This window comes from Dolichospermum sp. FACHB-1091, assembly GCF_014697585.1.
In the GTDB taxonomy this organism is placed as follows: Bacteria; Cyanobacteriota; Cyanobacteriia; order Cyanobacteriales; family Nostocaceae; genus Dolichospermum.
Genome location: NZ_JACJSB010000004.1, coordinates 173,742 through 199,968 on the forward strand (window position 1 = coordinate 173,742; position 26,227 = coordinate 199,968).

The following is a 26,227-nucleotide window of genomic DNA, read 5'->3' on the forward strand; positions in this document are numbered from 1 at the left end:
TAATTACGAATTATTTTAATATTCATTTTGATTTTTGATTATTTCCATCATCTCATCTATCTGTTCTGGTAAAGGTAAATATTTCTTAATGGCATTTTTGATCATTCTTTCCTTAACTTTATTTCCTCTCCAACCATCTTGTTTAGTTTGACGAATTACCCTATCTATTGTTAACGCTAATTGTTCATCTTGATCTAGATTATCATATAATGCGATTTTTGCAGAGGTATTCAATGAAGGCGGATAAGTTGATGATTTACTCGGTTGGTGAATTTCTTGAGCTAAGATGATAATTTTCTGTAAATAATTTTCATATTCTGCTGTTGCGGTTTTACGGTTGTCAATTAGTTCTTGGAGTAAAATTGACATTTTATCAAAATACTTGGGGTTGGTGGGTTGTTGTTCAACAATTAATTTCCGCAGGTTGTTTTCTATGGTTTCCGCTACTGCGGTTTGATTGTTTCTAATTCCTGGGGGTAAACTATCAACTGCATTGACTCCATGATTAACTATTAATTCTACTAAAGTTAGATTTTCAAAGTTTGCTAAAATTTGACTTGCTTCTGCACCAATATAACTATCTATCAACTGCCGCATATCATTTTGATAGGCTTTAAAATCAATATAATCTCCACTGGCTAATTTTATCTCTTGACTAACTTGTTGATAATGTTTAACCTCTTTTTTAATCTCATAAATTTCCCGCTCTGTATATCCTGCTGCTGCCATTTCATTGGCTATATTGGCATAGTTTCTAACTAAAGAATTGACACTTTTATATAATAGTAGTCTTTGCGGTTCGGTGTTTTTTAAATCCTCTGGGTTTTCCGTATTACCACAAAAATAACGGGTATAGTCTGCTGTATGATAAGGGGGTTTTACGGCTTCACAGAGGGCTTTAAGGGCTTGTCTAGCGGTGTCTAGGTCATTTTTGCCCTTTTCTAATCTGTTACTTAATAACCCAGCTATATCAGCGATGTCATAATCTGCAAAAGCGGCGGAAGTGTAATCTTGAACGGATTTTTCTAAACTTGCAAATAAGTCTTTATAATCTATAATATAACCATATTCTTTGTCTTCACTATCTAAACGATTAACCCGACAAACTGCTTGAAATAAACCATGGTCTCGCATCTTTTTATCTATATAAAGATAAGTAGCAGGAGGTGCATCAAAACCGGTTAATAGTTTATCCACTACTATTAATAATTGCATCTGCGCGGGTGAATTAACAAAGTTGTTTTTTACGTCTTGTTCAAATTTATCTGCTTTTTGTCCATTGAGCATTTTTTGATAGATTTCATATTGATGTATTTTATCGGTTTTTCCCTCGCCTGTGGTTTCACCTTTGATACTTTTGATGGTAGGATCATAAGATGTAATGATCGCACATTGACTAAATCCTGCACTTTGGAATAATTCATAATATTTACAAGCTTCGTAAATACTACCAGCTACAAGTATGGCGTTACCTTTACCATTTTGTAATCGTTCTTTGGTGCTAAAATCTGAGATGATATCTTTAACTATCATTTCTAAGCGAGATTTGGAACTGAGGATTTTTTGCATTGTTCCCCAGCGTTTTTTCAGTTCGGCTTTTGCTGTTTCTGTTAACCCGCTGGTTTTGTCTGCAAACCATTGATCTATTTTCCTCTGGGAGGTGATATACTGCTCAACATTCCGGGCTTCATAACGTAAGTCTAAAACGACTTTATCCCCCACTGCTTCGTTAAATTTGTAAGTGTGAATATATTTACCAAAAACTTCTAAACTGCTTTGTTTGTCTTGTTTTAATAAGGGTGTACCTGTAAAACCAATAAAAAGAGCATTTGGTAATATATCTTTCATGGCTTTATGTAGTTTACCCGCTTGGGTGCGATGACATTCATCTACAAATACATAAAACTGTCCATAAGGTTGGAATTTTTTCGGTAAATTACGTTTCAGTTCTTTTATATAGTCTTCATATTCTTGTGTTTCGGTATTATTTTGCTTTTTCCCGAATTTATGAATTAATGAACAAATTAATGAGGGTGTGGTATTTTGCAGTTGGGTAATTAAGTCCTGTCCGCTTTTGGTTCGATAGATGTTTTCATTGACACCTAAAAAAACGTCTTTGATTTGGTTGTCCAATTCTTCCCGGTCAGTGATAATTAAAACGCGGGCTTTTGGGTCAAATTCTCGAATCCATTTCGTTAACCACACCATAGTTAAGCTTTTTCCACTACCTTGAGTGTGCCAAATTATCCCACCTTGTTGGCGCTTTATGTGGTCTTGGGCGGCTTTAATGCCTAAGTATTGATGGGAGCGACAGAGTTTTTTAATACCACTGTCAAAGAGGATAAAGTTATAAATAATGTCGAGAAAGCGATGTTTTTCGCACAGTTGTAACAGGTGTTTATCTAAAAGGTTTGTAATCTGGTTATAACTGTCCTCTTTCCAAGTTAAATAATATTTTTCTGATGTTTTAGTTGTTCCATAACGCAGCCCTTGGGTATCGTTACCTGCTGCAACTAATTGAACTGTATTAAAAAAAGACTTAATAAATATTGATTCTTGACTATCTAGGTTTTGACGGATACCTTCAGAAACGCTGACGGTACTGCTTTTGAGTTCCAGAACCGCTAAAGCAATGCCATTAATGTATAAAACTATATCTGGTCGTTTATCATTTTCCCCTTTAATGCTGACCTCTTCAGCGATATAAAAGTTATTTTTTAAGGGTTCTTGCCAATTTATTAAGTAAACGCTTTGAGTTTTTTCACCTGCTTCTGGGTTAACTTTTATACCATAGCGTAATAAGCCATAAATTTCTTTATTAACGTCATAAAGGTTTTTAGTTGTATCCTGATTAAGTTTATTTAGTTCATCAAGAGCTTGATTGATAATAGTATGATTATATTTTTGGGTATCGCGTAAAAATATGGTGAGTAAGTCGCTTTCAACGTTGCTATTATTGTCGCGTTTGTGCCAATTCCCTAAATATGTATAATCTAGTTGTTGTTGGAATAGTTGCACTACACGGTTTTGGGTTGCCCGTTCCGATTGTCCTACTTCACTCATTTTTTAACCCTTTTAGTGACAATTACGGTTTGATAGGATTTAATTATTTTAATATGTTTCACCCCAACGCGCAAATAAACAAAGATATGTAGGTTGGGTTGAAGCATGAAACCCAACATGAGCATATATGTTTCACCCCAAAGCGCAAATAAACAAAGATTTGTAGGTTGGGTTAAAGCATGAAACCCAACATGAGCAGATTTGTAGGTTGGGTTGAAGCATGAAACCCAACATGAGCAGATTTGTAGGTTGGGTTGAAGCATGAAACCCAACATGAGCAGATATGTTTCACCCCAAAGCGCAAATAAACAAAGATTTGTAGGTTGGGTTGAAGCATGAAACCCAACATGAGCATATATGTTTCACCCCAAAGCGCAAATAAACAAAGATTTGTAGGTTGGGTTGAATAATTTTTGCAATCATCTGGGATATTGGGATATAGTGATATTTTGGTTTTGAGGGTTTGAAACGGAATTACTTGCTCCTGAAAATTAGAAGTGAATGCGTGAGGACAAATTGATGCAAATTACTCTAAACCTACCTGATAACCTCAGTAAAACTGAAACTTTTAACCAGAGTGAATGGCTCCGGGAAATAGCCATTGCCTTATTCCAGCAGCAGCGGATTTCCCTCAGCCGTGCCAGCAAAATTGCCGGAATAGACATAATGAACTTTCAAAAGCTGCTGGCGGACCGGAATATTTGCGTCCATTATGATGTGGAAGACCTGGGGCAGGATGTTCAACACCTGCGGAGTCGGGGCTGGCTATGATTGTCGTCAGTGATACTTCTGCTCTCTCAAATCTTGCCCTTAGCGTATTTTAGTTCTTTCTCAAGAATCTTAAGAGGATGACTAGAGACAGTCTGACTAAATAAGATTATATGCCACTGCACAATTTTACCGTTATACCAAAGCGATCGCACCATTAATATGTTATAATATGTTATGATTTAAAGTCGCAATAGATTTGTAGGTTGGGTTGAAGCATGAAACCCAACATGAGCAGATTTGTAGGTTGGGTTAAAGCATGAAACCCAACATGAGCATATATGTTTCACCCCAAAGCGCAAATAAACAAAGATTTGTAAGTTGGGTTTCACTTCGTTTTACCCAACCTACAACCTGATTTTTCATTAAATTTTATGGCATAATACAGCAGTTACCGCTATTATGAAGTATAGATATTAATAATAAAACTCTTGTGGTGCGGGCATCTTGCCCGCATAATATTTACCTCACTCAAAGCTACTTGCTGTATCATCTAATTTAAGTTTTAAATCTGGAAATAGAGGAGAAAAAATACTATCTCCTAAACGATATTTTTCTTGTTGATATACTCCATTAATTAATTGACAAATTGTTAACGTCGGTTGTTTGGGGTTGCCAATAAATTGCATTCCACCTAATGCCCAAAAGTCTATTATCCAATATTCTGGTATTTCTAAAAAGGCATATTCTTCTATTTTTCTAGCATAATCATCTTGCCAATTTGTGCTGACAACTTCCGCAACTAATTTAATAGTATTACCATAACAAATTATTGGCTCTTTTTGCCAAAGTGGTTCTTGATTAAGTTTGATTTTATCTAAAACTATCACATCTGGACGCAGTGCTGTAGCTGACGCAGCAGGGGGTTTAATTAAGCAGGTTTTGGGAATTAACCAGTTTAATTTATTATCAATAATCTCAGTGTAAATTCTGCCGGCAATATTTCCCGCAACTTCTTCATGGGGTCCTGTGGGTTCGATGTCTCTGAGTTCTCCGTCAATTAGTTCATAGCGGGTATTGTCCCCATATTCAATTAAAAATTGCTCAAAGGTGAGGGTTTTTACTGGGGTATAGGTCATAGGTTTATATTGTTTCTGATGTTGGTTTTATGTTCACGAATTTTTAAGCTCTATTCAATATTACCAATTTTATAGGGTCTTGGTTTCCCGTCAAGTCGCAAAGGAAGATCCTATAATTATCAATTGTCAATTATTCTTGTTTTTCCTGTTAACAATTCTTGCATCATTCCCTGTTTTATGGTTTTATATTTGTCGCGTTTTTTTTCTAATGCTTCTATTTCTTTGTCTATGTCGCTGAGTATTTCAGCTATGGCTTTTTGTTCTTCTATAGTTGGAGGTAAAAGAATTTCAACGTTTTTTAAATTTGTTTTAGAAATGCCATATACTGATATACCTGTTGCAATTTTTTGAAAAGATTGTTTAACATATTGCATTGAAGTGATGAATGCTTTAAATCCATCAGCGATAACTTGTTTATCTGCTCTTAAAAGTAATGTATGTAAACCAGCTACTATTTCTTTATCTTGAATGTTTTTAATTTCAATACTAACTCCTAAACCTTCATAATCTTCAGAAGCATCTGCTATAATTAAGTCTCCATCTTTTAAAGTTGGAAGTCCTTTAACTTTTTCTTTGTTTATTAAAGGAATATTATCTTTATCACAATCTAAAACAAGATTCCATTGTGTATGAATATCTCCATAATGGATATAACCAACATTTCCGTATTCTGATAAGTCACTTCTTGAATTATTTCCTGTAGAAAGAAAATCAAAACATTCTCTAAAAGTCTTCACTTCCCATTTACCGCTAAAACCAGGTAAACGCTTCTTACCCGTGAGGAGTTCCTGCATTGTCCCCTGTTTAAGGTTACGCTTTTTCGTGATCAGTTGATCTATAGCTGTAATTAGGTTATCTACATCACTCAGTGCATGAGCGATCGCTTTTTGTTCAGCAAGCAGAGGAAGGGGAATATAATAGTTTTTGATAACATTCCAATCAGTTCTAGGCATATGTGTACCATACGCCATACTTGCAGTTTCTATAAAGTTATCAGTTTGAATACAAAAATATACATATTTAGGTAGTAGAATATCTGGAATTACAACAAAAGGCCAAATTTCAGTTGAACAAACACCATTTGTACTAGCAAACCAGTATTTTCTTAAATATGCGCGTAATTTACCAAATAGAATATCATTTTTATAAAAGACGTTTTTGATTGATGATTTATTAGTAGTTTCAGTATAACCGAGTAATATACCATTACCTTGATTTATATGTTCTAATTCAATACAAAACGGCTGTGATAATACCTTTTTAGGATCAATTTTTTGTTTACGAATAGCTACTATTTCTCCCAATTTCTTCACCTCCCAATCATCAGGAATAACCCCCACCTCAGTAACCTTATAACCATCCTTAATATTAATTTCCATTACCAAACCATCCCCATATTTTGCAAATCTGTACGTCGTTTTAAACCTTTGTAGAGACGTTCCATGGAACGTCTCTACCTTTACAAAAGATAACTATCACCAAACCATCCCCATATTTTGCAAATGTCCCTCAACCTTCTGAGTCAAAATCTCCACCTCAGAAGTCAACACAGATAAAGGCAGATCATAACGTTCCCCTAACTCCTTAATCCTTTGCGTCAACCGTTGAGAAATCCGATCCATTTCCCCAATTATACCCTGTTTTAATGTCTTCATCCATTTATCATTAACCACCAGAATTTTCACCTCCTCCTCTGTTAAATGTTGATATTTTTTAAGCACCTGATTATGTAAAGATAGAGTCAGATCCTTAATTTTCTTACTCATTTCTGCCTCCGCTTCAATCAATTTTAAATAACTTTTTAACACCTTTAACTCATCTACATCTGCAAAAAGCGGATTTTTCTGAATTTCCTTCATTCTGACATTAATACTAGTCTTAGTAATTTTCCCACTATCATTAGTCACTTCTGCTAATAAACCCTCTTCTCCACCATATTCCTCTTGCATTTCTTCCTGTTGTCGGACTAGATCATCTTTCTGTATTTCCCACTGGGCAATTTTCCCCTGTTCTGTGAGAAAATAGCGGTTAATCATCAAATCTTCGGGAATCAATTCACAGACATAATCTATAATAGCCCCCTTTTTATTGGTAATTTCCGTTAATTCCGCTTTCCAACCATCTTCAACTAAAATATAAACATCATCCTTCATTGTTTCTAACCAATAGGTCATCAAATGCTGATAAACATCATACTTATCAATCAGGTTTTTATCTGCAAATGCTGTTAACAAATCTTCCGATAAAGTGTAAATAATTTCCTTGGGTTTATCCCCTGGTTGAATAGCTGTTAATAACGGGGTGTGTTTATTTTCCCAAGTTTGAAAAACCTTGTCAATTTCTTGACTATATTGGATAAATTCAGGATGATTAAAAATACAGGTTTTGACCTCGGAAACTGCAATTTTTAGCTGTACATATCCTGCTCTATTTGTTGCTGCAAATAAATCTTGTTGTAGAGTTGGGTAAACCTGCCAATAATCTTGTAATGCTGCAATATCGCGCTTAGGTATGCCCCCTAATAAATGGGCTGCAATATCTTGAATATCTTCTTCTTCTTGAGAGTCAATATAACGGGGAATATTCAAATTATAATCATTGGCTGCAATTTCTGTAAAAAGCACCATCCGCGAGTATTTGGGAACTTCTAACTGTTTATTGAAAACATCTACTATTTTATGGATATCCTGTTCTCGCAGTCGGTTTTTATTGCCATCTTTAATATAAGCCTTACTTGCATCTATCATCAAAATACTTTGCCGATTTTCCGCGTTTTCTTTATCTATGACAATAATACAGGCCGGTATCCCCGTCCCATAAAATAAATTAGCAGGTAAGCCAATTATCCCTTTAATTATCCGTTTTTGCAGCAGATTTTTTCTAATATCTGCCTCCGCATTCCCCCGAAATAACACCCCGTGGGGTAAAATTATCGCTCCTTTACCATGAGGTTTTAAAGAAGCAACTAAATGTAATAAAAAGGCATAATCACCATTTTTAACTGGTGGAATTCCATAACCATCAAATCGGTTAAATTCATCTTTGTCTAATTTAATGCCGTTACTCCAAGCTTTCACAGAAAAAGGAGGATTTGCAACTGCAAAATCAAAGGTTTTTAAACCACTTTGATCATCTTTAAAATAGGGAGTTGATAAGGTATTATCTTGATAAATTTCCGCACTAGGATGTCCATGTAGAATCATATTCATCCGCGCTAATGCGTAGGTTGCGTTATCTATTTCTTGCCCGTAGATGCTGATTTTTACATCGGTTTCATCTGCTGCTTTTAATAATAATGAACCACTACCACAGGTAGGATCATAAATGCTTTGTTCTTGACTGGTTGCGGTGTTAATTCCTATGACTTTAGCAATAACGCGGGAAACTTCCCCAGGGGTGTAAAATTGTCCTTTGCTTTTACCTGACTGGGTGGCAAAATTCCGCATTAAATACTCATAGGCATCACCTAATATATCATCTCCATCAGCGCGGTTTTTACTAAAGTTTAAAGCAGGGGTTTCAAAAATAGCTACCAGGTTAGAAAGCCTATCTTGCATTTCCTTCCCTTTCCCCAATTTATCCCCATCATTAAAATCCGCATCATTAAAGATGTTACCTAAGTCATTAGCTGTGGCTAGATTCTGGATGATTTCATTGATTTTCGCCCCTATATCCGGTTTTCCTTTTAAATTGACAATATCCTGAAAACTCCCACCTTCAGGGACTTCTAAGGTGGCATCTTCTACACCTGCATAGCGATCGGAAATGTACTTAACAAATAATAAAACTAATACATAATTTTTATACTGAGAAGCATCCATACCTCCCCGCAATTCGTCGCAACTTTTCCATAAAGAACTGTAAAGTTCACTTTTCTTAATTGCCATTTTGTGTAGTAGCCTCAGAACCCTGATTTTTTCAATTCAATTATTTTCATTAATGTCTTAACTTATCATAAAAGTCCGGGATCTTATGATCATCCTTCCTTATCTGCGTTTATCTGCGTTTATTTGCGTTCAATTATTGATCACAATTTTTCCCTCCTGTTGTTAAGGAGAGGGTTAGGGTGGGGTCAAAACTGGTTTGGTGATCTCTATTTTGGCATTTTGGCGATACTTTGTTAACAACTGTCTATTTTGAGATAGGACAAATGGGGAAAGATTAGCTAAAATGTAAAAACAATCGGTAAAACAGTTACAATTTATAGTTTTGAGATACAGCACTTCCCGATGTTATGAGGTACAAGAACCCCACCCCCAAACCCCTCCAATATCAAAAGTTTATCCTTTTCTTCCCCCCGCTGCGGGGGGATTGAGGGGGGTGCAAATGAAGTACCTCATAAAAGCGGAAATCCCTGTAGTTGTAAGTTGGTGCTGTCCGATGATAGAATCACCACAGCAACAGGTAACAGGGAGCAGACAACTAACAAGTGACAACTGACAAATTTCTGTTAAAAATAGTGATATACATAAACTGGATTAAAGATCAGGACTAGGTATATAATGACCTCAGAGCAAGTAATTAGACGTTCGGATATATTAAACACTCAGGTAATTACCCGCGACAACGGTAAGCGGTTAGGTATCGTGAGTCAAGTTTGGGTTGATGTAGATCAAAGAGAGGTTGTGGCGCTTAGTTTGCGAGACAGCCTTATTTCTATTTCTAGTCTCCCTCGCAATATGTATCTTAACACCATTAACCAAATCGGTGATGTCATCTTAGTTGATAATGAGGATGTTATCGAAGATGTGGAAATAGAGATTCTCAGTAACCTCATGAACTGGGAAGTTATCACAGAAACAGGTGAAGTTTTAGGCAAGGTACGGGGCTTTAAATTTAATGGCGAAACAGGTAAAATATACACTATAGTCATTGCTGCTTTGGGATTACCCCAAATTCCTGACCAGTTTTTAAGTACCTACGAACTTTCCATAGATGAAGTTGTCAGCACTGGACCGAGTCGCTTGATTGTGTTTGAAGGTGCTGAAGAAAGGGTTAACCAGTTAACTGTAGGCGTTTTAGAACGGCTAGGTATTGGTAAAGCCCCCTGGGAAAGGGACGCAGAAGAAGAATTTGGTTATACCCCTCCTCGGGCGGTTGCACCGAGTAATCAATTACCCAGCGGTGTTCCTCTGGAAGCACCTCGGCCCAAGGTGCGTATTCCTGAACCCGTAGCCAAAGAAGAGGAATGGACAGAAGACTACGTAGAGGAAGAAAGGCCTCAGCGTCAAGTTATGAAAGCCCGTTCCTATGAGTCAATTCGGTATGAGGAGGAGGAAGAAGATAACTGGAGTGACGCGACGGTTAGGGACAGTTATCAAGAAGCACCCAGATACGAGGCCAAACCTACTAAAAAGACCTACGCTGACCAGTATGATGACTATGATGATGATTTAGATGGTGATGCTTGGGATGATGCACCAAAGCCCGTAAATATCCCGAAAAAGGTCAAGGAACGACAGGTGGAATACGAAGAAGAAGGCGGATATTAAGTTTTGTAAACCCCCTGATACTGGTAGTCAAGGGGGTTATTTTTTGTATCGGTTTGTTTCCGTCAAGGTGCATTTTTCTTTGTCGAATTTGGAAAATTGAGGATATCCAAACATTTAAAACTGTTCCCTGTTAAGAGTTCCCTGTTCCCTGTTAAGAGTTCCCTGTTCCCTGTTAAGAGTTCCCTGTTCCCTGTTAAGAGTTCCCTGTTAAGAGTTCCCTGTTAAGAGTTCCCTGTTAAGAGTTCCCTGTTAAGAGTTCCCTGTTCCCTGTTCCCTGTCACCTGTTCCCTGTTAAGAGTTCCCTGTTCCCTGTTCCCTACTCTCACAGACAACTTATTCAGCAAGCCCTACTTGTAGTTACTTATGGTTAAAAATTTAAAATATCTAAAGATGCTTCTATTTCTAATTCTATAATTCTAGCCTGTGTATCTTTATATTCTGCTAATTTTCCCTCTTGCCAATATAAATCTGCTGCTTTATGAAAATCCTCAATCGCTCCCTGTTTATCTCCTATTTCTAATCGGGCATTTCCTCGGTTATAATAAGCATTAATATAGTGGTAATTCATTTTAATTACTTGAGTATAATCGCTAATTGCTGCTGCATATTTTCCTAAATCAAAGTGAGCATTGCCTCGATAATAATAAGCGTCAATATCATCAGCATTAATTTTAATTGCTTGGGTATAATCTTCAATTGCTCCTTGATAATCTCCTAATTTAACCCGGTTATGTCCCCGGTTTTTATAACTAATACCATGATCAGAATCAATAGGAATCACTTGCTTTAATTGATTTTTATCATCTAATAAATAACGAGCAATTTGTCTATCTTTTTGCGTGGTAGCATAATCAGGATTCAGCTTAATTGCTTGATTATAATCTTCAATTGCTCCTTGAGTATCACCAATATGAGAACGAACATCACCACGATTTTTATAATTAATTGCAATATGGGGATTAATTCTAATTGCTTGGCTGTAATCTTCTATAGCTACTTGATAATTACCTATTTGATAATGTGCTAAACCTCTTTTGCTATAAGCTTGCTCATGATTAATATTAATATTTATTGCTTGACTATAATTAGTAATTCCTGTGTGATAATCTCCTAATTGACAATTAACTAAACCGAGTTTGTAATAAATTTCAGCATGATTATAATTAATTTTTAAAGCTATTTTTAAAGCTTGATTATAACTATTAATTGCGGCTGCATAATCCCCATTTTGGAAATATTCATCACCGAGAGTTAAATAAAAATTTGTTAAATCAACAGGTGCAGATGGGGATTTAATTAATTGACTTGGAGATAAATTAGATTTATGAGAATTTGCGGAAACTTGAAATTGTTCTAAATAGGAAAATAAACCACCACCATATAATAATTGATTAATCCCAAAGGAAATTTTTCCAGTTTTCAATTTAATCATTTGCGTGGGGAGAAATCCAGCTAATAAAAGGTGATATGCTGTTTGGGCTTCATTAACTTCTTCTTGAATCAAAATACAGACAATTACTGCATTTTTTTCCACTTCCTCCGCACTCACTGACCATCTAACTCTATCAATACTACCGTGACGAGATTTGACTTCAACCCCAATTAAAGAGTTAGCGGTGAGGGTAAAATCGCTTTTACCATCACCACCAAAGCGTTTTTCATAATCTATTTCAGTAATAAAATCGGCTAATCTTTCTTTAACAACTTCTTCTCCTAATTTACCTTTCAGGTTATTAATAAAAACATCACGGACTGGGGAGGTGCGTTTATATTTTTCCGTCATTAACCAACAAAATTCCCGTAATGTCTTTAATCTATCACCGGAAATAATAGTTAATTCACTATGTTGACCTTCAACTTCGCAATGAAGTAGACAACCAGATTTTAACCTGTTGAGAAAGTCAGACTGTAGCGATCGCAGTAGAGTAATCCAGTCCATTTTTCATTAACTGATATCATATTTTTCAGGGCTGGTAATTGGTATTGGTTTTCCTACCTCTTACCCCCTGACAAATGATTATTGAGGATTTTTTGTTTCTTCCTTGATTTGGCGTAATTTTTGGATCAGTTGTTGATTAAACTTAGTAGATCCAGCGGGGCGATTATCGTTATGTGTTGGTGAAGCTACAGGATTAAGAGTATTTACGGATGGAGTCTGAAGGGCATTTTTAGTATTCTGCAATGCCGATACTTTTTCTGGATTGGGAGTTGCAGAAGGTTGTGTTTGAATTGTAGATACTTTTTCTGGATTGGGAGTTGCAGAAGGTTGTGTTTGAATTGTAGATACCTTTTCTGGATTGGGAGTTGCGGAAGGTTGTGTTTGAGTTGTAGATACTTTTTCAGGATTGGGAGTTGCAGAAGGTTGAATCTTAGAACTGACTCCAGAAGCATTGAGATTATTTTGGAACTTGAATTGGAAAGGATAAGAGCTAATCAGTTGCTTATCGGCTTGAGGCGGATTATTCTTGAAATATGCTCTCACCTTAGATTGTAACTGAGGCGATATACTTGCTTCTTGGAATTTAATATCTAAAACTTTGCCATCTGAATTTAGAACTAATGTACCCGAAACTGTACCTTCCATTTCTGGTGTATCGGTAGGGATAGTTTCACGAATTACTCCATTCTCTTTGACATTCGGATATTCTTGTTGAATGTTCTGCCTGAGAGTGCGATAGGATTGTATTTTAGCCAGTAATTGCTCAGTTCTTTTACTTTTTAATTCAGACTCGTTTGTGACTATTTCTGGTGATTTACCTGTAGAATTGCCTGCTAAGGCTATTTTTTGTTGTTCTTGAGGAATTTTAACCGGATTATCTTCTGATTTCACTGCTTGTGTTGGTGAAATTTCTGTTGCTGTTCTACTACCAATATCATACTGTTCAGAAGATGGATTATTAAGTGGTTCTCCAGGTATTTCATTATTCTGCTTGAGTTCTGGTAGCCTATTAATTGCTAGGGGTTCGGTTTCTGGAATTCTCTCGCTGAGATTATTGACATCAGGAGACGCTGAGGGTGTATATCTGGCTTCTAATCTAGGCATTTCTCTCTGTGAATTGCTGCGAATCAGTCCCAAGATAGATTGTCTGCTAGGTACGGAAGAGAGGTTATAGTTACTTAATGAGCGAGGAATAAGCGGTAATGGCTGACTAGATAATTCTGGTTGTGTAGGAGGATAGATAGTTGATAGGCCGCCCAAAGCACCTGGTAATTGCTGCTGTAGTGGTAGTTGGGGTTGCTGTAACGCTATCTGAGATGTTTTGGGAGCTTCTGGTAATCGCTTTTGATCAGCACTACTCAATTCCATGAGGGGAACTGCTTTTGATGGGTCAATCTTAGCAGATTCACTAGGGTTAACTGGCATTAATGGCACAATTAAGGCAATAGCACCGTGGATACCAAGGGAAGCTATAGCCGCTATTCCTGTTGGTTGGCTTAATATTTCCGGTATGTTTTTTAAGACAGATACGTAAGACATAGTGTTATCGTTTATTCAGATCGGTTAAAGTTGAATAGAACTTTTATCAGCAAAGAATTCAGGATTCATCTCCATGATATACTCTGAAGTATCAATAATGAGGTTAATATACCACAGTCTGATCAACTTGAGAATTGTCCATGGAGAACAGCTATAATAACGCTCAAGCCGAACTCGATTAACTCTTGAATTTATCTCTTGTGAATTATTATGAATTATTTTTTATCTTTTAGACTAGTCGGCTATTTTCCATATCACCCTGCCCTTGTATATAGTAACTTCTTCAGAGAAGAATTTCAACAGGAAAAATAATGATCTTTTAATTGTCTATTTTCATCATTCCCTGCTTCTTAAGTGTAAAAGATAACTTTTGTTTTCAACCCACTAATACCCCAGGTCGCAAGTTATATTTATGATCTAGTTTTGACAGAATTATATATAATTAGATCATGACTGTGTAGATAGATAATTTTCATTTACATATAACCAATACGCCCAGACTGAACAATAGATATAAATACCAATTTGAAGGAGAATCAGATTAATGACACTTGCCTATGAGATCCAAGGATGCCTCCGCGTTGGTCAACAGGCTCCCGATTTTGCAGCAACAGCTGTAGCAGATCAAGAATTTAAGTCAATTAAATTGTCTGATTATCGCGGCAGATACGTTGTTCTGTTTTTCTACCCCCTAGATTTTACCTTTGTTTGTCCCACTGAGGTTACCGCATTTAGCGATCGCTATGCAGAATTTAGCAACCTGAATACGGAAGTTTTCGGTATTTCCGTTGATAGTGAATTTTCTCACCTTGCTTGGATTCAAACAGATCGTAAATCCGGCGGTGTGGGTGACTTAAATTATCCCCTGGTTTCTGACATTAAAAAAGAAATTAGCGCGGCTTACAACGTTCTCGACCCCTCCTCCGGTATTGCTTTACGTGGTTTGTTCATTATTGACAAAGATGGCATACTTCAATACGCTACGATCAATAATATGGCTTTTGGTCGCAGTGTAGACGAAACTTTGAGAATACTACAGGCAATTCAGCACGTGCAATCTCACCCAGATGAAGTTTGTCCTATTGATTGGCAACCAGGAGATAAAACTATGAATCCTGATCCCATCAAGTCTAAAATTTACTTCTCTACTATTTAGATAATTGGGGATTAGGAATTAGTGCGAATTTTACAAATTACAAATTATTCTTCATGCTGACTTCAACTGATTTTACTGGCTTATTTAATGAGAGATTTTTGCATAACTTTTTACCTATACCAGCCTTAGATAATTTTAGATTGGGTATAGGAACACCAGATTTTAAATTATCAGATATTACTAACAACACCGTTATCAAACTCTCTGATTTCCGAGGTAAACAACCTGTAATACTGGCTTTTACTAGGATTTTCACAGAAAAGCAATATTGTCCATTTTGTTATCCCCATATTAAAGCTTTAAATGAGAATTATGAACAGTTCAAAAGTCGAGGAATCGAAATTCTATTAATTACTAGCACTGACAAAAAGCAAAGTCAAATCATCGTCAAGGATTTGGGGTTAAAAATGCCATTATTAAGTGATCCTAGTTGCCACACATTCCGTACTTATAAAACTGGACAAGCATTAGGAGCGCCTTTACCAGCACAGTTTGTACTAGATAAAGACGGAAAACTGCTCTACAGGCATTTATTTTCCCTACTCAATCATAATGCCAGTATAGAGACACTTCTATGGAACCTACGCAATTGTCAGACCAAAAATCTATTGTAGGGTGCATCAGATATCAACAATCCATTTATTTGCCTGATTTTTGTGGTGGTCATGCACCTTAACAATATGCCAGTTGGGTAAGTCCTGTTATGCTGCAATTTCTAATATTTGAGTAGATTCACAATTTTATATTTGATAATACCAAATATCTTCTTGTTTCACTATAATCCGGTGCTGAGAAAGTTTATTAATTAATCCTTCCTGTTCTAATTGTCCTAATATACGAGTGATGGTTACACGAGTGGAATTGATCAGTATTGCTAAGTCTTCATGAGTTAAACGCATATCAATTAATCTTCCTGCTTGTACTTCTGAACCAAATTTTTTTGATAACCATGCTAATAATTGCATCAACATGGTTTCTACTTTTTTGTGACTGCGAATTACCATTAATTCTTCTGCTTGTTGAATGTGATCAAGCAAAGTATTTGTAAGTTCAGTCCAATCATATACAGGTACAATACTCGCCTCTACCTTGCTTAAACACTCAATATGATAAGGGTTCATTTTTGATAGCAGTTCCCCAACTGTATCCCCCGGCCCCCATAATCCTAAAGCTACTGTCGTTCCATCTTCTAAATAAGTATAAGTTATGACAAATCCTGCTTTTATTTGCCATAAAGCATTCTTTTTACTTGGCAATAAAGATCGCCTGGTAAAATGTTGTTGGGTATTGTGAGTAGATGTTTGCACCAGAGTTGTGTGTAATGACATCAGTATCTATATTACTTTTTCCCGATATAGTAACCGTATTATAGATAAATCTGGTAATAAAAAGCTATTGTCTAGAAATTTCTATAATTTCTATTTAATTGTTCCATTTAATTGTGGCGATTTCTCACCCGTGCAGGACTACCTGTAGGAATTGCAGCAATTAATTTTTGCGTGTATTCTTCTTTTGGTTCAAGGTAAATACTTTCAGATGTACCTGATTCTACAATTTTCCCTTGATTCATGACTAAAATGCGATCGCTCAAAAATTTCACTACACTTAAATCATGGGAAATAAAGATATAAGTGAGTTGAAAATCTGCTTGTAATTCTTTCAATAAGTTTAAAACCTGCGCTTGTACGGAAACATCTAAAGCTGAAACTGATTCATCACAAATAATAAACTTAGGATTTAAAGCTAAAGCGCGGGCAATACAAACCCGTTGACGTTGACCACCAGAAAATTGATGAGGATATTTTCTCATATCATCCGCACTTAAACCCACCCTTTCCAAAAGTTCCACTACCCTAGCTTGTTGCTGTTGTTTTGACTTACCCACACCATGAATTAACAGAGGTTCTATAATCGCTTCCCCAATTTTTATCCGGGGGTTGAGGGAACTAAAAGGATTTTGGAAAATAATTTGCATTTCCCGTCGTAAGTGCTGCAAAGTTTTCCCAGTTGAGTGGGTAATATCTTGTCCATCAAAGAATATTTTACCGCTCATGGGTTCGATTAGTCGCAGCAAGGTTCTACCCAAAGTAGTTTTACCACAACCCGATTCTCCCACCAATCCCAAGGTTTCTCCGGGAAAAACATCAAAGGAAACCCCATTTACAGCCTTATGGTAGCGTTTTGTTTCTCCAAACACTCCCCGCACAGGGAAACCTACCTCTAAGTTCCGCACGGTTAATAGCGGTTGTTTGGCACTAATATTTGCCAGTCTTTCCTGAAATTCTTTCTTGGTAATTTCCGCTGGTTTAACTGGTTCTTTAGCCTTAATTATGACTTCTCCCAAATCATTTTCGACTACACTCATGTAGTCAGAAACAGTTAGGAGTTTGCGGGGACGATGGTTAAGGCTGGGACGACAAGCTACAAGTCCTTTAGTATAAGGATGTTGGGGGTGATTAAAAATTTGTGCAGCCGCGCCATATTCGACTATTTTACCTTGATACATTACCGCTACTTGGTCAGTAATTTCGGAAATTAATCCCAAGTCATGACTAATAAAAATCATAGCCATATTGCGACTTTTTTGTAATTCAGACAACAATTCCAAAATGGTCGCTTGTACAGTCACATCTAAAGCTGTAGTTGGTTCATCCGCGACTAACACAGAAGGATTACAAGAAATTGCCATAGCAATCATAACCCGTTGTAGCTGTCCCCCTGATAATTGATGAGGGTAGCGATCTAGCATTGCTTCCTTATGTTGCTTTACAAATTGTGCTAATTTAAAACTGTCCAGTACAGACAGATCATAATTAAGATACTCTTGTTGAATTTGGTCATCACTAGGTAAGAGTTTAACCTCTTGTAAGCCAGCGATCGCAATTGCTTTGGCTTGAACTGCATTCACATTTTGATGACGCATAATTGCCTCTTGCAATTGAAACCCAATACTATAAACTGGATTTAAAGAACTCATTGGTTCTTGAAAAATCATAGCAATATCACCACCTCGATAAAGCTGCATTTCTTGAGGTGGTAAAGCTAATAAATCCAGTGGTTGGCCATTGGTTGGAGAAAACCAAATTTCCCCCCCACTAGCTTTACCAGGATATGGCAATAAACCCATAATTGCTAAAGCTGTCACTGACTTTCCACTTCCCGATTCTCCCACTATTCCTAGAGTTTCACCCTGATGTAACTGAAAGCTAATACCATCTACGGCTTTAACTGTCCTGTTATCACTGATAAATTCAACTTGTAGATTACGAACCTCTAGCACTATTTCTTTCATATTATCAATTACCAAACAATTTACAATTTCTCTAAAATATTGGATAATAAATATCCTGGAAGTTTAGACAAAGCTAAATTTTGTCCTTGAATGCCTAGCTCATTATGGAAAGTACGAATTGTTTTAATAATGTGGTTAATTGTTTTTTGATAGGTTTCTGTTTGTTTACTAAATCCATTTAGGGCTTGTAAATAATTTTCTAAAGCAGCTTCTAAATGTTGAGAAAGTATTTTTTTGTCTTGATCAAAATACACATTTGTAACTAAATAATAATGAGCTATTCCTAAATTATTATGTGTCAAACATAAATCAAAACTTAAATTTATATTAGTTAATGATTGAGCAATATTCACAGCTTCTTCATAAGACTTAATACATAAGTTAATAAATTGTTGTTGATCTTCCTTTGTTGTTTGATCCTGATTTGCTAGATGCCAATAAGCCATACCGAGATTATTTTGAGTAGCAGCATAGGCTTGGGGAGCATTTTTTGATGTTCTATATTTTAGTGCTTCAGTGTAAACCTGAATCGCTAATTGGAGATTTTCCCTTGGTTGTTCATATTGAGAAAGATTCCAATAAGCTGTACCAATGTTATTTTGAATCATCCCATATTTTAGGGGTTCATCTGTCGGGTTATAGTGAACAACTGCTAATTTATAAGCAGCGATCGCTTTTTTGATATGTTCTACAGGCTGATTATACTGCCCCAAGTTCCAGTAAGCCGTACCTAAGTTATTTTGACAAGCAGCATATTTTAAAGGTTCTATTTCCTCCTGTCGGTAACGAAGTGTTTCATGGTAAGCAATAACTGCTAAATTCCAGTTTTCCAATGGTTCAGAAAACCTGGCCAAATCACCATAAGCCGCTCCTAAGTTATTTTGGATACAGGCATAAGTTTCTGGTTGAGTATCACCTCTAATTAGCTTAAGTGCTAATTTATAAAAATCTATACCTTGCTGAATATAGATTTTTGCTTCTTCTGGATCATCACGGATGCAGTGCAACATCCAATAAAGTGTTCCCAAATCATTCAAAATATCTGGAACTTGTGGAGAACTTTCATCATAGCTAATCGCTTGCTGATAAGCGATAATTGCTACCATTAAGTTTTCTAGCTTTTGTTGTCCTTCCTCAATCCGCAACCGATACAAATCACCAAAATTATGATAAGCAATAGCTAACTCTTCTCCGGTTGCATTCTGAATGTGTAATTGCTCAATTTCCCATAATAATAATATTTCTTGATTTTGTCCGCCATCATCATTACCTAATAATCCTTGAACTAATTCTTGTAATTCCTGGTTAATATGAGATAAAGAAGCCAAGCTTTGGTAATCAGTTATTTGAGGAAATTTAACAGGATATTTTTCTGGTATTTGTGTTAGTAAATATTCGTTTGCATTTAAAGGTAAATTAGGTTTATCCGTTTGTTTAAATGTTTGAGAAATTGCCGCTTCATTAACAAAAAACTCCTCTATATCTTCCCGATCTAAACTGCTAGAATCTGCAAAAGATTCTGAATAAACTCTATTATCTACCGTTGGTGTAGGTTCTCCCGCGAATACAAATACACCCGTTCGACAATGCCAAAAGTTGGGTGCTGATTGCTGAATTGCAAATAACCAAGGACGGGAAACCCAAAATAACAGACTGGATTCTAAAAAACGACTTGATTCCTGACTAGATAGATATACCTCACTTAGTTTCAGATAATTCAAAAATAACCGTTGTATTGCTATTGGTTCTTTAGTCAGCATTTCTACCCCCACAATTTGAAATCCTGGGGTTGGTAAGGGGCGGCCAGAATTATTTTTTGATCCCCCAATAATAGGAGGCGGATAATTAATTAACCATTGATTTATTTGCGCTATGGGATTGGGATCGCTTACATTTAATCTGCAAGTAACTAATCTTGGATAAGCTTGTGCGCTAAACTCTTCGCCATTTTCTTGCTGATATACGGTATTTTTGAGTGGATAAGCTAGGATCGAGTGTAGACGGGCTGCTATCCGATTTCTTAACTTTAAATCATCACATATAGCAAATAGAATTTGTCTACGTAAACCTAGACTAAGGGCAAGCTTTAGACGTTGATAGACTTGCTGATTCTTAATGTTTCTTGTGTGTATAGGTTCATTCACGCTTGTATGTATTTGGCTTTTGTCCTTTTTTTCTGTATACATCCTGACTGAATAAATTCATATCTGACGGTGTTGATTTTTGCCAATGGCACCAAGTTTCTTTTTGTGGCTAACCCCTGGTATGGTAATGTTTAAGGAATGAAATATGCAAATGACACTGATTTCCTGCTTTAATTTTGGGGTTTCTGGCTTAGATGTTTTATTTTTCAGGATTGATCCAGTTTTTCCGGCTATATCAGATTTAAAAAATATAATTAGGACTTGCTGTTGAGATCTAAAAGGAATGGCAGATAAGGCTTTTATTTTATCCTTTTTTCGTTCCAAAAAGTTCCAGGTTTTTGGGTCCTATGATGCTAACAGATCACCTAAACTCTTTCCCCTTCCCTGTCCTTGCAGATAACTTTTATGGCTAGGCCACGCAAGCTATTAGCAAACCATAATTACACTGCTATTTTGCCATAATAACAAAAAATCAGGCTCTTTGTGAAACAAGACTTACGCAACTGGCACATTGGTAAGGTGTATGACTACCGCAGAAATCTGGCAAATAAACGGATTTTTGATATCTGATGCACTCTAGAATAGATTTTTGGTGTCACACTTGCGTAAGTAATAGGAAACTAAGAACCTGAAATTAGGAAAATTTAAAATTTCTTACATACCCACTGAGGGGTCTTAAACCCAAATTTTTGAGAAAAATTGTGCAATCAACTGACATTGGAAACAGCGAAAGCAACAAAAATTACCCCCCCAATCAAAAGGGCTGCTGCAATTCCTAAAATAATGTAATTACGCTTTTGAGCGTTAGTTGGAGGTTCAGCTAGTATAACCTTGGGTTCTTTGGGAAAGTTATTAAGACGGCCACCTTCTTCTGTTGTATAGGGCATAAAGTTATTCCTTGTTATCTTCTTTTGCTTAATGCTATATAAATCTTACATTACTCTCATAACATAACAATAGATAAATAGTTACATGATTTAGAATTTCTGACTTTTTACTTATATAGCAATCCTCAGTGGGTTGTGAATGGATTTTTTTGAACGAACCACAGAGGACGCAGAGGACGCAGAGGTAGAGAAATCAGCAAACTCTAGATAGAAAAAGGAAAAAGCGGGTAAGATGCTTGCACCACAATATTACTACCCAGCAATAGTCTCCGTTACAGGTGAACTCGCACTAGCATACTATTTAATGGGTATTCTACTCGATAAATAAGCTATGAAACCCGCCTTAGTTGTTAAATTCATCGCATAAGCCATGGCTGGAGCATTTTCAGCCAAAGCGATCGCACTATTAATATAGTCGTTTTTTAGGTTAAAATAGACAATACACTTTAATCAGGTGATTAATCATGACAGAATCTACACCGCAAAGGGTTGTCCGTCGTGGTCGAGTATTTCCCGAAATTCAGTGGACCCAAGAACAAAAAGCTCAGGAAAAAGCCAGAAGACAGGCTTTTTCTGATCGTTGTTGGGTAATTTTTGAGCGGTTAAAACCGGAAATACTCGATAAATACTATGGTTGGTATATTGCTATTGAACCTGATAGCGGGGATTATTTTATTGATCAGGATCAAGAGGTAGCTAGTAAAATGGCCAGAGAAAAGTATCCTCATGTCATTCATCATATTTATGGCATTAATGAAACGGGAGTTAGTGGCAGAATATGATTGAGGGTAGATTTGGAGATAAAGGTCAAATTTATTTGGAAATTGATTTAATTGATGGAGATAATTTCAGTTTTCCTGTAGAAACAATGTTAGACACGGGATTTACTGAATATTTAGCCATGAATAAACAAGATGTACAAAGTCTTGATTGGCCTTTTTTAAGACAAAATAAATTAAGAACTGCTCAAGGAGAAACTGATTTTGATGTTTATCATGGTAGGGTAATAGTAGATGGTCAAGAGTGGGAAATTCCTGTATTTGCTGGAGATGAAATACAGGAAATTTTACTGGGTTCTCGATGGTTGAAGTCGTTTGTTTTAGTTGCTAATTATGGTGAGGATAGGGTAAATTTAAATTTGATTTAATTAAACAATTTCTTATTAAGAATGTTCCAAAAAAACATAAGATTCAAAAACTGTCATTGCGCGGGTAATGAAATGGAGCAAAGCAATCTCAAAACCTTAGTATTTAATTTATGAAATTAGCCGACATTCTCAAAGATTCAAATTACAAACTCTCTCAATTTACTGCTGAAGAAATTGCACAGCTAGAAAAGTCAATTATTCTCAAATCTAGCAAAAGTGGCGAAACACCCTACACAGTTTGTTTAGTCCGTAAAAAAGAAATTAAACTCACACCAGAGGAAGCAATCCGACAACTATATTTGCGGGTATTAACAGAACGGTTTTACTATCCCCTTAATCGGATTCAAGTAGAGTATGGGGTGAATTTTGGACGTGAAGTGAAACGGGCTGATATTGTCGTCATGGACAAAGATCGGTTAAATACAGTCTATATGCTGGTGGAGGTGAAAAAGCCGAAACTCAAAGACGGTAAAGAACAATTACGATCTTATTGTCACGCTACAGGTGCGCCTATTGCTATTTGGACAAATGGCGATCAAATTTCTTATTACCAGCGAAAAGATCCTAACTATTTTGAAGAAATTTCTGGTTTACCTAATGCTAGTCAAACTCTAGCTGATATTCTGCAAATTAAGTTTACTTTAGAAGATTTAGTTGTTAATGATAAATTAGTAAAACAGAATAAATCTCTCAAAGCCTTAATCGAAGAAATGGAAGATGAGGTACTCGCAAATGCTGGGGTAGATGTCTTTGAGGAACTATTTAAACTAATTTTTACTAAACTGTATGATGAGTGGTATTCTGGTCAAGGAAATCGCCGCACAACTCGTTTAATGGAGTTTCGTAACACAGGACAAACAGAAGCTGCACTCAAAACTAAAATTCAAGATTTATTTGATAGGTCTAAGAAAAAATGGGAAGGTGTATTTAGTGAAGATGCGAAAATAAGCCTTTCTCCTTCTCATTTATCAATATGTATATCTTCTTTAGAAAATGTGAAGTTGTTTAATTCTAATTTGGATGTTGTTGATGAGGCTTTTGAATATTTAATTAATAAAAGTAGTAAGGGAGAAAAAGGACAATTTTTCACACCTCGTTATGTGATTGATATGTGTGTGAAGATGCTTAATCCTCAATACGATGAATACATGATTGATACGGCCGCTGGTTCGTCCGGGTTTCCAGTGCATACAATTTTTCATGTGTGGCGGCAAATTTTGGAGGATGAAGGTTTATCAGCAAGTCATTTGTTTTCACTGGAAGAGAAGCCACCACGATGTAGAGAATATGTGCAAGAACAAGTATTTGCAATTGACTTTGATGAAAAAGCGGTAAGGGTAGCGCGGACTTTAAATTTGATTGCTGGAGATGGTGAAACAAATGTTTTGCATTTGAATACTCTAGATTATGAAATGTGGGATGAGGTAACAGGACAGGAAGAATGGGATGATATTTATAATAGTGGATTCAAACGTTTAAAAAGGCAACGACCAAAAGGTAGTAAGGACTATCGAGAATTTCAGTTTGATGTGTTGATGGCCAATCCACCTTTTGCTGGAGATATTAAAGAAACTCGCATTATTAATCATTATGATTTAGCAAAAAAGGCTAATGGTAAATGGGAAACTAAGGTAGGAAGAGATATTTTATTTATTGAACGCAATCTGGATTTTTTGAAGCCTGGGGGAAGAATGGCCATTGTTTTACCTCAAGGACGTTTTAATAATTCTTCTGATAAAAATATCCGTGATTTTATTGCGGAACGTTGCCGAATTTTGGCGGTAGTTGGGTTACATGGAAATACTTTTAAACCCCATACAGGTACTAAAACTTCGGTGTTGTTGGTGCAAAAATGGAATGATGATCCAAATGTAGGCGCGTTATGTCCTCGCCAGGATGATTACAATATCTTTTTTGCGACAATGCAAAAATCAGGTAAGGATAATTCGGGTGAGAAAATTTATGTTAAAAATTCTGATGGTTCGGGTGAATTTTTGTTAGATGATCATGGTCATTTGATTATTGATCATGATTTATTTAATCATGAAGGAAAGACACAAGATGGTATTGCTGAGGCGTTTATTGAGTTTGCGAAAAAGGAGAATCTCAGTTTTTTTAAGTTAAGCCCATCTGTTGCGCCCTTTAATGCTGTGAAGTATCAAAAATTGATGGATGGGCTAGAAGCTGTATCTTTGAAATTCTCAGAACTTGAGAACTTGATAACAATAGGCGCTGAGTTTTATCAGAAACAATATGTTGATGCTGTTCATACAATTAGAAGCAGCAAGATGGATCTAGATACTCTTGGTAAATGTAGCTTACTAATTACAGATGGCGATCACAGTGCTACTCAGTATCAAGATGAAGGTATCTATTATATTTTAAGTGAATCTGTTAAAGAAGGATATATTGATGAAAATATTTATAGATTTATATCTCCTGAATTGCATCAATCTCTTCAAAGATCAGAATTAAAACCAAGAGATGTTGTATTGACCAAAACGGGTGTTTATTTTGGAAGAAGTGCTGTAATTCCAGATAATTTTCCAGTTGCTAATACAAGCGCTCATGTTGGTAAAATTAAAGTAGATGAAAGCAAGGTTAACTCCTACTATTTATCTACTTTTTTCAATTCAAACTATGGTTATCTTCAGCTTAGAAGAAGAGGAATTAAAGCAACTCGTCCTGAAATAAAATTAGTAGAATTAAATGATATCCTAATTGCTAAACCAAAACTAGAATTTCAAAATAAGATAGAGCAAATTATTAGATATGTATCAAAAATTAAAGATAATGCAATTGAAATTTACCAACAAGCTGAGAATTTACTTTTGTCCGAACTCAATTTGAAAGATTGGCAGCCTACTAAAGAGACTATTGCTGTTAAGAGTTTTAAAGAGTCTTTTTTGTCTTTTGGGAGACTTGATTCTGAGTATTATCAGCCAAAATATGAGGATTTATTAAGAAGGTTGGATAATTGCAAAATTGAATTATTAAAGGATATTGTTAGTATTACAAAATCTATTGAACCTGGTTCAGATGCTTATCAAGAAGATGGTATACCTTTTATTAGAGTTTCTAATTTATCAAAATTTGGAATTACTTCTACTGAAATACATATTAGTCACGATTTAATAGGAAATATCGAATCTTTAACACCTAAAAAAGATACAATTTTATTAAGTAAAGATGGAAGTATTGGAATAGCTTATAAAGTTGATAATGATTTAGAAGTTATTACATCAGGAGCAATTTTACATTTGAAAATCAAAAAACAAACTTTTATACTGCCTGATTATTTGACTTTAGTATTAAATTCTATTATTGTTGGATTACAAGCAGAAAGAGATTCTGGTGGTTCGATTATTCAACATTGGCGAGTTTCTCAAATAGAAAATATTTTAGTTCCAGTTATAGATTTTGCAATTCAAGAGAACATTTCTCGTAAAATCCAGATGTCTTTTACAAAAAAGGAACAATCCAAACAACTCCTAGAAATTGCTAAAATAGGAGTAGAAAAAGCCATTGAAACCGATGAAGCAACAGCTACAAATTGGATAAATCAACAATTGGAAAATTTAGGAATTGATCTCAAAAGCATCATTAGTTAATTTCCTGTTGTATAATATTTATATATATTTTCCCTGATCAATTTAACAGCTTACTATCACGGCAAATTTTGTCATAATATAAAGATAGGATTCCCATGACTAATTACGCT

The 26,227-nt window shown here is 35.8% G+C and carries 19 protein-coding genes; 7 read left to right on the forward strand and 12 right to left on the reverse strand.

All coding sequences use genetic code 11. The features are described 5' to 3' along the window. Positions 1-15: 15 nt before the first annotated feature. Positions 16-3,063 (reverse strand): HsdR family type I site-specific deoxyribonuclease, encoded by a 3,048-nt coding sequence (locus tag H6G25_RS04205; protein WP_190391378.1) that lies wholly within the window; start codon positions 3,061-3,063, stop codon positions 16-18. A 519-nt stretch (positions 3,064-3,582) separates the two neighbouring features. Here H6G25_RS04205 and H6G25_RS04210 point away from each other — a divergent pair. Further along, positions 3,583-3,834 carry a UPF0175 family protein gene (locus H6G25_RS04210; protein WP_199319650.1) on the forward strand — a complete coding sequence of 84 codons (252 nt, stop codon included), beginning with the start codon at positions 3,583-3,585 and terminating at the stop codon, positions 3,832-3,834. 464 nt (positions 3,835-4,298) lie between these two features. On the opposite strand, the gene H6G25_RS04215 is transcribed toward H6G25_RS04210, so the two are convergent. The 3 genes from H6G25_RS04215 to H6G25_RS04225 all read right to left on the reverse strand — a co-directional run bounded on the left by H6G25_RS04215 (position 4,299) and on the right by H6G25_RS04225 (position 8,797). Beyond that, positions 4,299-4,910 (reverse strand): Uma2 family endonuclease, encoded by a 612-nt coding sequence (locus tag H6G25_RS04215; protein WP_190391380.1) that lies wholly within the window; start codon positions 4,908-4,910, stop codon positions 4,299-4,301. 119 nt (positions 4,911-5,029) lie between these two features. Further along, a complete protein-coding gene (locus H6G25_RS04220) occupies positions 5,030-6,289 on the reverse strand; it encodes a restriction endonuclease subunit S (protein ID WP_190391381.1) in 1,260 nt (419 codons plus the stop codon). Positions 6,290-6,385: 96 nt separating this feature from the next. Further along, a complete protein-coding gene (locus H6G25_RS04225) occupies positions 6,386-8,797 on the reverse strand; it encodes a type I restriction-modification system subunit M (RefSeq protein WP_190391382.1) in 2,412 nt (803 codons plus the stop codon). A gap of 615 nt (positions 8,798-9,412) precedes the next feature. On the opposite strand from H6G25_RS04225, the gene H6G25_RS04230 reads away from it, so the two are divergent. Further along, positions 9,413-10,402, forward strand: coding sequence for a PRC-barrel domain-containing protein (locus tag H6G25_RS04230; RefSeq protein WP_190391383.1), 990 nt, complete (start codon positions 9,413-9,415; stop codon positions 10,400-10,402). 367 nt (positions 10,403-10,769) lie between these two features. Here the strand turns inward: H6G25_RS04230 and H6G25_RS04235 are convergent, their stop codons facing one another. Further along, positions 10,770-12,341 (reverse strand): tetratricopeptide repeat protein, encoded by a 1,572-nt coding sequence (locus H6G25_RS04235; RefSeq protein WP_190391384.1) that lies wholly within the window; start codon positions 12,339-12,341, stop codon positions 10,770-10,772. 78 nt (positions 12,342-12,419) lie between these two features. Then, a complete protein-coding gene (locus tag H6G25_RS04240; protein ID WP_190391385.1) occupies positions 12,420-13,880 on the reverse strand; it encodes a hypothetical protein in 1,461 nt (486 codons plus the stop codon). Positions 13,881-14,424: 544 nt separating this feature from the next. Here H6G25_RS04240 and H6G25_RS04245 point away from each other — a divergent pair. Both H6G25_RS04245 and H6G25_RS04250 read left to right on the forward strand, forming a co-directional pair. Next, a complete protein-coding gene (locus H6G25_RS04245) occupies positions 14,425-15,036 on the forward strand; it encodes a peroxiredoxin (protein WP_190391386.1) in 612 nt (203 codons plus the stop codon). A gap of 53 nt (positions 15,037-15,089) precedes the next feature. Further along, positions 15,090-15,650, forward strand: coding sequence for a redoxin domain-containing protein (locus H6G25_RS04250; protein WP_190391387.1), 561 nt, complete (start codon positions 15,090-15,092; stop codon positions 15,648-15,650). Positions 15,651-15,776: 126 nt separating this feature from the next. Here the strand turns inward: H6G25_RS04250 and H6G25_RS04255 are convergent, their stop codons facing one another. From H6G25_RS04255 to H6G25_RS21475, 6 genes are all read right to left on the reverse strand, one after another. Continuing rightward, positions 15,777-16,364 (reverse strand): Crp/Fnr family transcriptional regulator, encoded by a 588-nt coding sequence (locus tag H6G25_RS04255; protein WP_190391388.1) that lies wholly within the window; start codon positions 16,362-16,364, stop codon positions 15,777-15,779. A 107-nt stretch (positions 16,365-16,471) separates the two neighbouring features. Next, positions 16,472-18,328, reverse strand: coding sequence for an ABC transporter ATP-binding protein (locus H6G25_RS04260; protein ID WP_190391389.1), 1,857 nt, complete (start codon positions 18,326-18,328; stop codon positions 16,472-16,474). A 20-nt stretch (positions 18,329-18,348) separates the two neighbouring features. Beyond that, positions 18,349-20,514 carry a tetratricopeptide repeat protein gene (locus tag H6G25_RS04265; protein WP_190391390.1) on the reverse strand — a complete coding sequence of 722 codons (2,166 nt, stop codon included), beginning with the start codon at positions 20,512-20,514 and terminating at the stop codon, positions 18,349-18,351. A 15-nt stretch (positions 20,515-20,529) separates the two neighbouring features. Next, positions 20,530-20,796, reverse strand: a complete 267-nt coding sequence (locus tag H6G25_RS04270) for a hypothetical protein (protein ID WP_190391391.1) — start codon at positions 20,794-20,796, stop codon at positions 20,530-20,532. A gap of 383 nt (positions 20,797-21,179) precedes the next feature. Then, positions 21,180-21,359: a ssl1498 family light-harvesting-like protein gene (locus H6G25_RS04275; protein ID WP_190391392.1), complete on the reverse strand. Its 180-nt coding sequence runs from the start codon at positions 21,357-21,359 to the stop codon at positions 21,180-21,182. 297 nt (positions 21,360-21,656) lie between these two features. Then, a complete protein-coding gene (locus tag H6G25_RS21475; protein WP_190391427.1) occupies positions 21,657-21,800 on the reverse strand; it encodes a hypothetical protein in 144 nt (47 codons plus the stop codon). Between the two features lie 23 nt (positions 21,801-21,823). Here H6G25_RS21475 and H6G25_RS04285 point away from each other — a divergent pair, with 23 nt between their 5' ends. The 3 genes from H6G25_RS04285 (at position 21,824) to H6G25_RS04295 (ending at position 26,117) form a co-directional block, all read left to right on the forward strand. Then, positions 21,824-22,141, forward strand: coding sequence for a hypothetical protein (locus tag H6G25_RS04285; RefSeq protein ID WP_190391393.1), 318 nt, complete (start codon positions 21,824-21,826; stop codon positions 22,139-22,141). Continuing rightward, positions 22,138-22,506: an aspartyl protease gene (locus tag H6G25_RS04290; protein WP_190391394.1), complete on the forward strand. Its 369-nt coding sequence runs from the start codon at positions 22,138-22,140 to the stop codon at positions 22,504-22,506. Before H6G25_RS04285 ends, H6G25_RS04290 begins: the two co-directional genes overlap by 4 nt. A 110-nt stretch (positions 22,507-22,616) precedes the next feature. Further along, positions 22,617-26,117, forward strand: a complete 3,501-nt coding sequence (locus tag H6G25_RS04295) for an N-6 DNA methylase (RefSeq protein ID WP_190391395.1) — start codon at positions 22,617-22,619, stop codon at positions 26,115-26,117. Positions 26,118-26,227: the final 110 nt, after the last annotated feature.

What these genes read in the sequence shown, in the direction of transcription:
- H6G25_RS04205 (WP_190391378.1), bottom strand. Translation starts at nt 3,063, where the DNA reads ATGAGTGAAGTAGGACAATCGGAACGGGCAACCCAAAACCGTGTAGTG.
- H6G25_RS04210 (WP_199319650.1), top strand. Translation starts at nt 3,583, where the DNA reads ATGCAAATTACTCTAAACCTACCTGATAACCTCAGTAAAACTGAAACT.
- H6G25_RS04215 (WP_190391380.1), bottom strand. Translation starts at nt 4,910, where the DNA reads ATGACCTATACCCCAGTAAAAACCCTCACCTTTGAGCAATTTTTAATT.
- H6G25_RS04220 (WP_190391381.1), bottom strand. Translation starts at nt 6,289, where the DNA reads ATGGAAATTAATATTAAGGATGGTTATAAGGTTACTGAGGTGGGGGTT.
- H6G25_RS04225 (WP_190391382.1), bottom strand. Translation starts at nt 8,797, where the DNA reads ATGGCAATTAAGAAAAGTGAACTTTACAGTTCTTTATGGAAAAGTTGC.
- H6G25_RS04230 (WP_190391383.1), top strand. Translation starts at nt 9,413, where the DNA reads ATGACCTCAGAGCAAGTAATTAGACGTTCGGATATATTAAACACTCAG.
- H6G25_RS04235 (WP_190391384.1), bottom strand. Translation starts at nt 12,341, where the DNA reads ATGGACTGGATTACTCTACTGCGATCGCTACAGTCTGACTTTCTCAAC.
- H6G25_RS04240 (WP_190391385.1), bottom strand. Translation starts at nt 13,880, where the DNA reads ATGTCTTACGTATCTGTCTTAAAAAACATACCGGAAATATTAAGCCAA.
- H6G25_RS04245 (WP_190391386.1), top strand. Translation starts at nt 14,425, where the DNA reads ATGACACTTGCCTATGAGATCCAAGGATGCCTCCGCGTTGGTCAACAG.
- H6G25_RS04250 (WP_190391387.1), top strand. Translation starts at nt 15,090, where the DNA reads ATGCTGACTTCAACTGATTTTACTGGCTTATTTAATGAGAGATTTTTG.
- H6G25_RS04255 (WP_190391388.1), bottom strand. Translation starts at nt 16,364, where the DNA reads ATGTCATTACACACAACTCTGGTGCAAACATCTACTCACAATACCCAA.
- H6G25_RS04260 (WP_190391389.1), bottom strand. Translation starts at nt 18,328, where the DNA reads ATGAAAGAAATAGTGCTAGAGGTTCGTAATCTACAAGTTGAATTTATC.
- H6G25_RS04265 (WP_190391390.1), bottom strand. Translation starts at nt 20,514, where the DNA reads ATGTATACAGAAAAAAAGGACAAAAGCCAAATACATACAAGCGTGAAT.
- H6G25_RS04275 (WP_190391392.1), bottom strand. Translation starts at nt 21,359, where the DNA reads ATGCCCTATACAACAGAAGAAGGTGGCCGTCTTAATAACTTTCCCAAA.
- H6G25_RS04285 (WP_190391393.1), top strand. Translation starts at nt 21,824, where the DNA reads ATGACAGAATCTACACCGCAAAGGGTTGTCCGTCGTGGTCGAGTATTT.
- H6G25_RS04290 (WP_190391394.1), top strand. Translation starts at nt 22,138, where the DNA reads ATGATTGAGGGTAGATTTGGAGATAAAGGTCAAATTTATTTGGAAATT.
- H6G25_RS04295 (WP_190391395.1), top strand. Translation starts at nt 22,617, where the DNA reads ATGAAATTAGCCGACATTCTCAAAGATTCAAATTACAAACTCTCTCAA.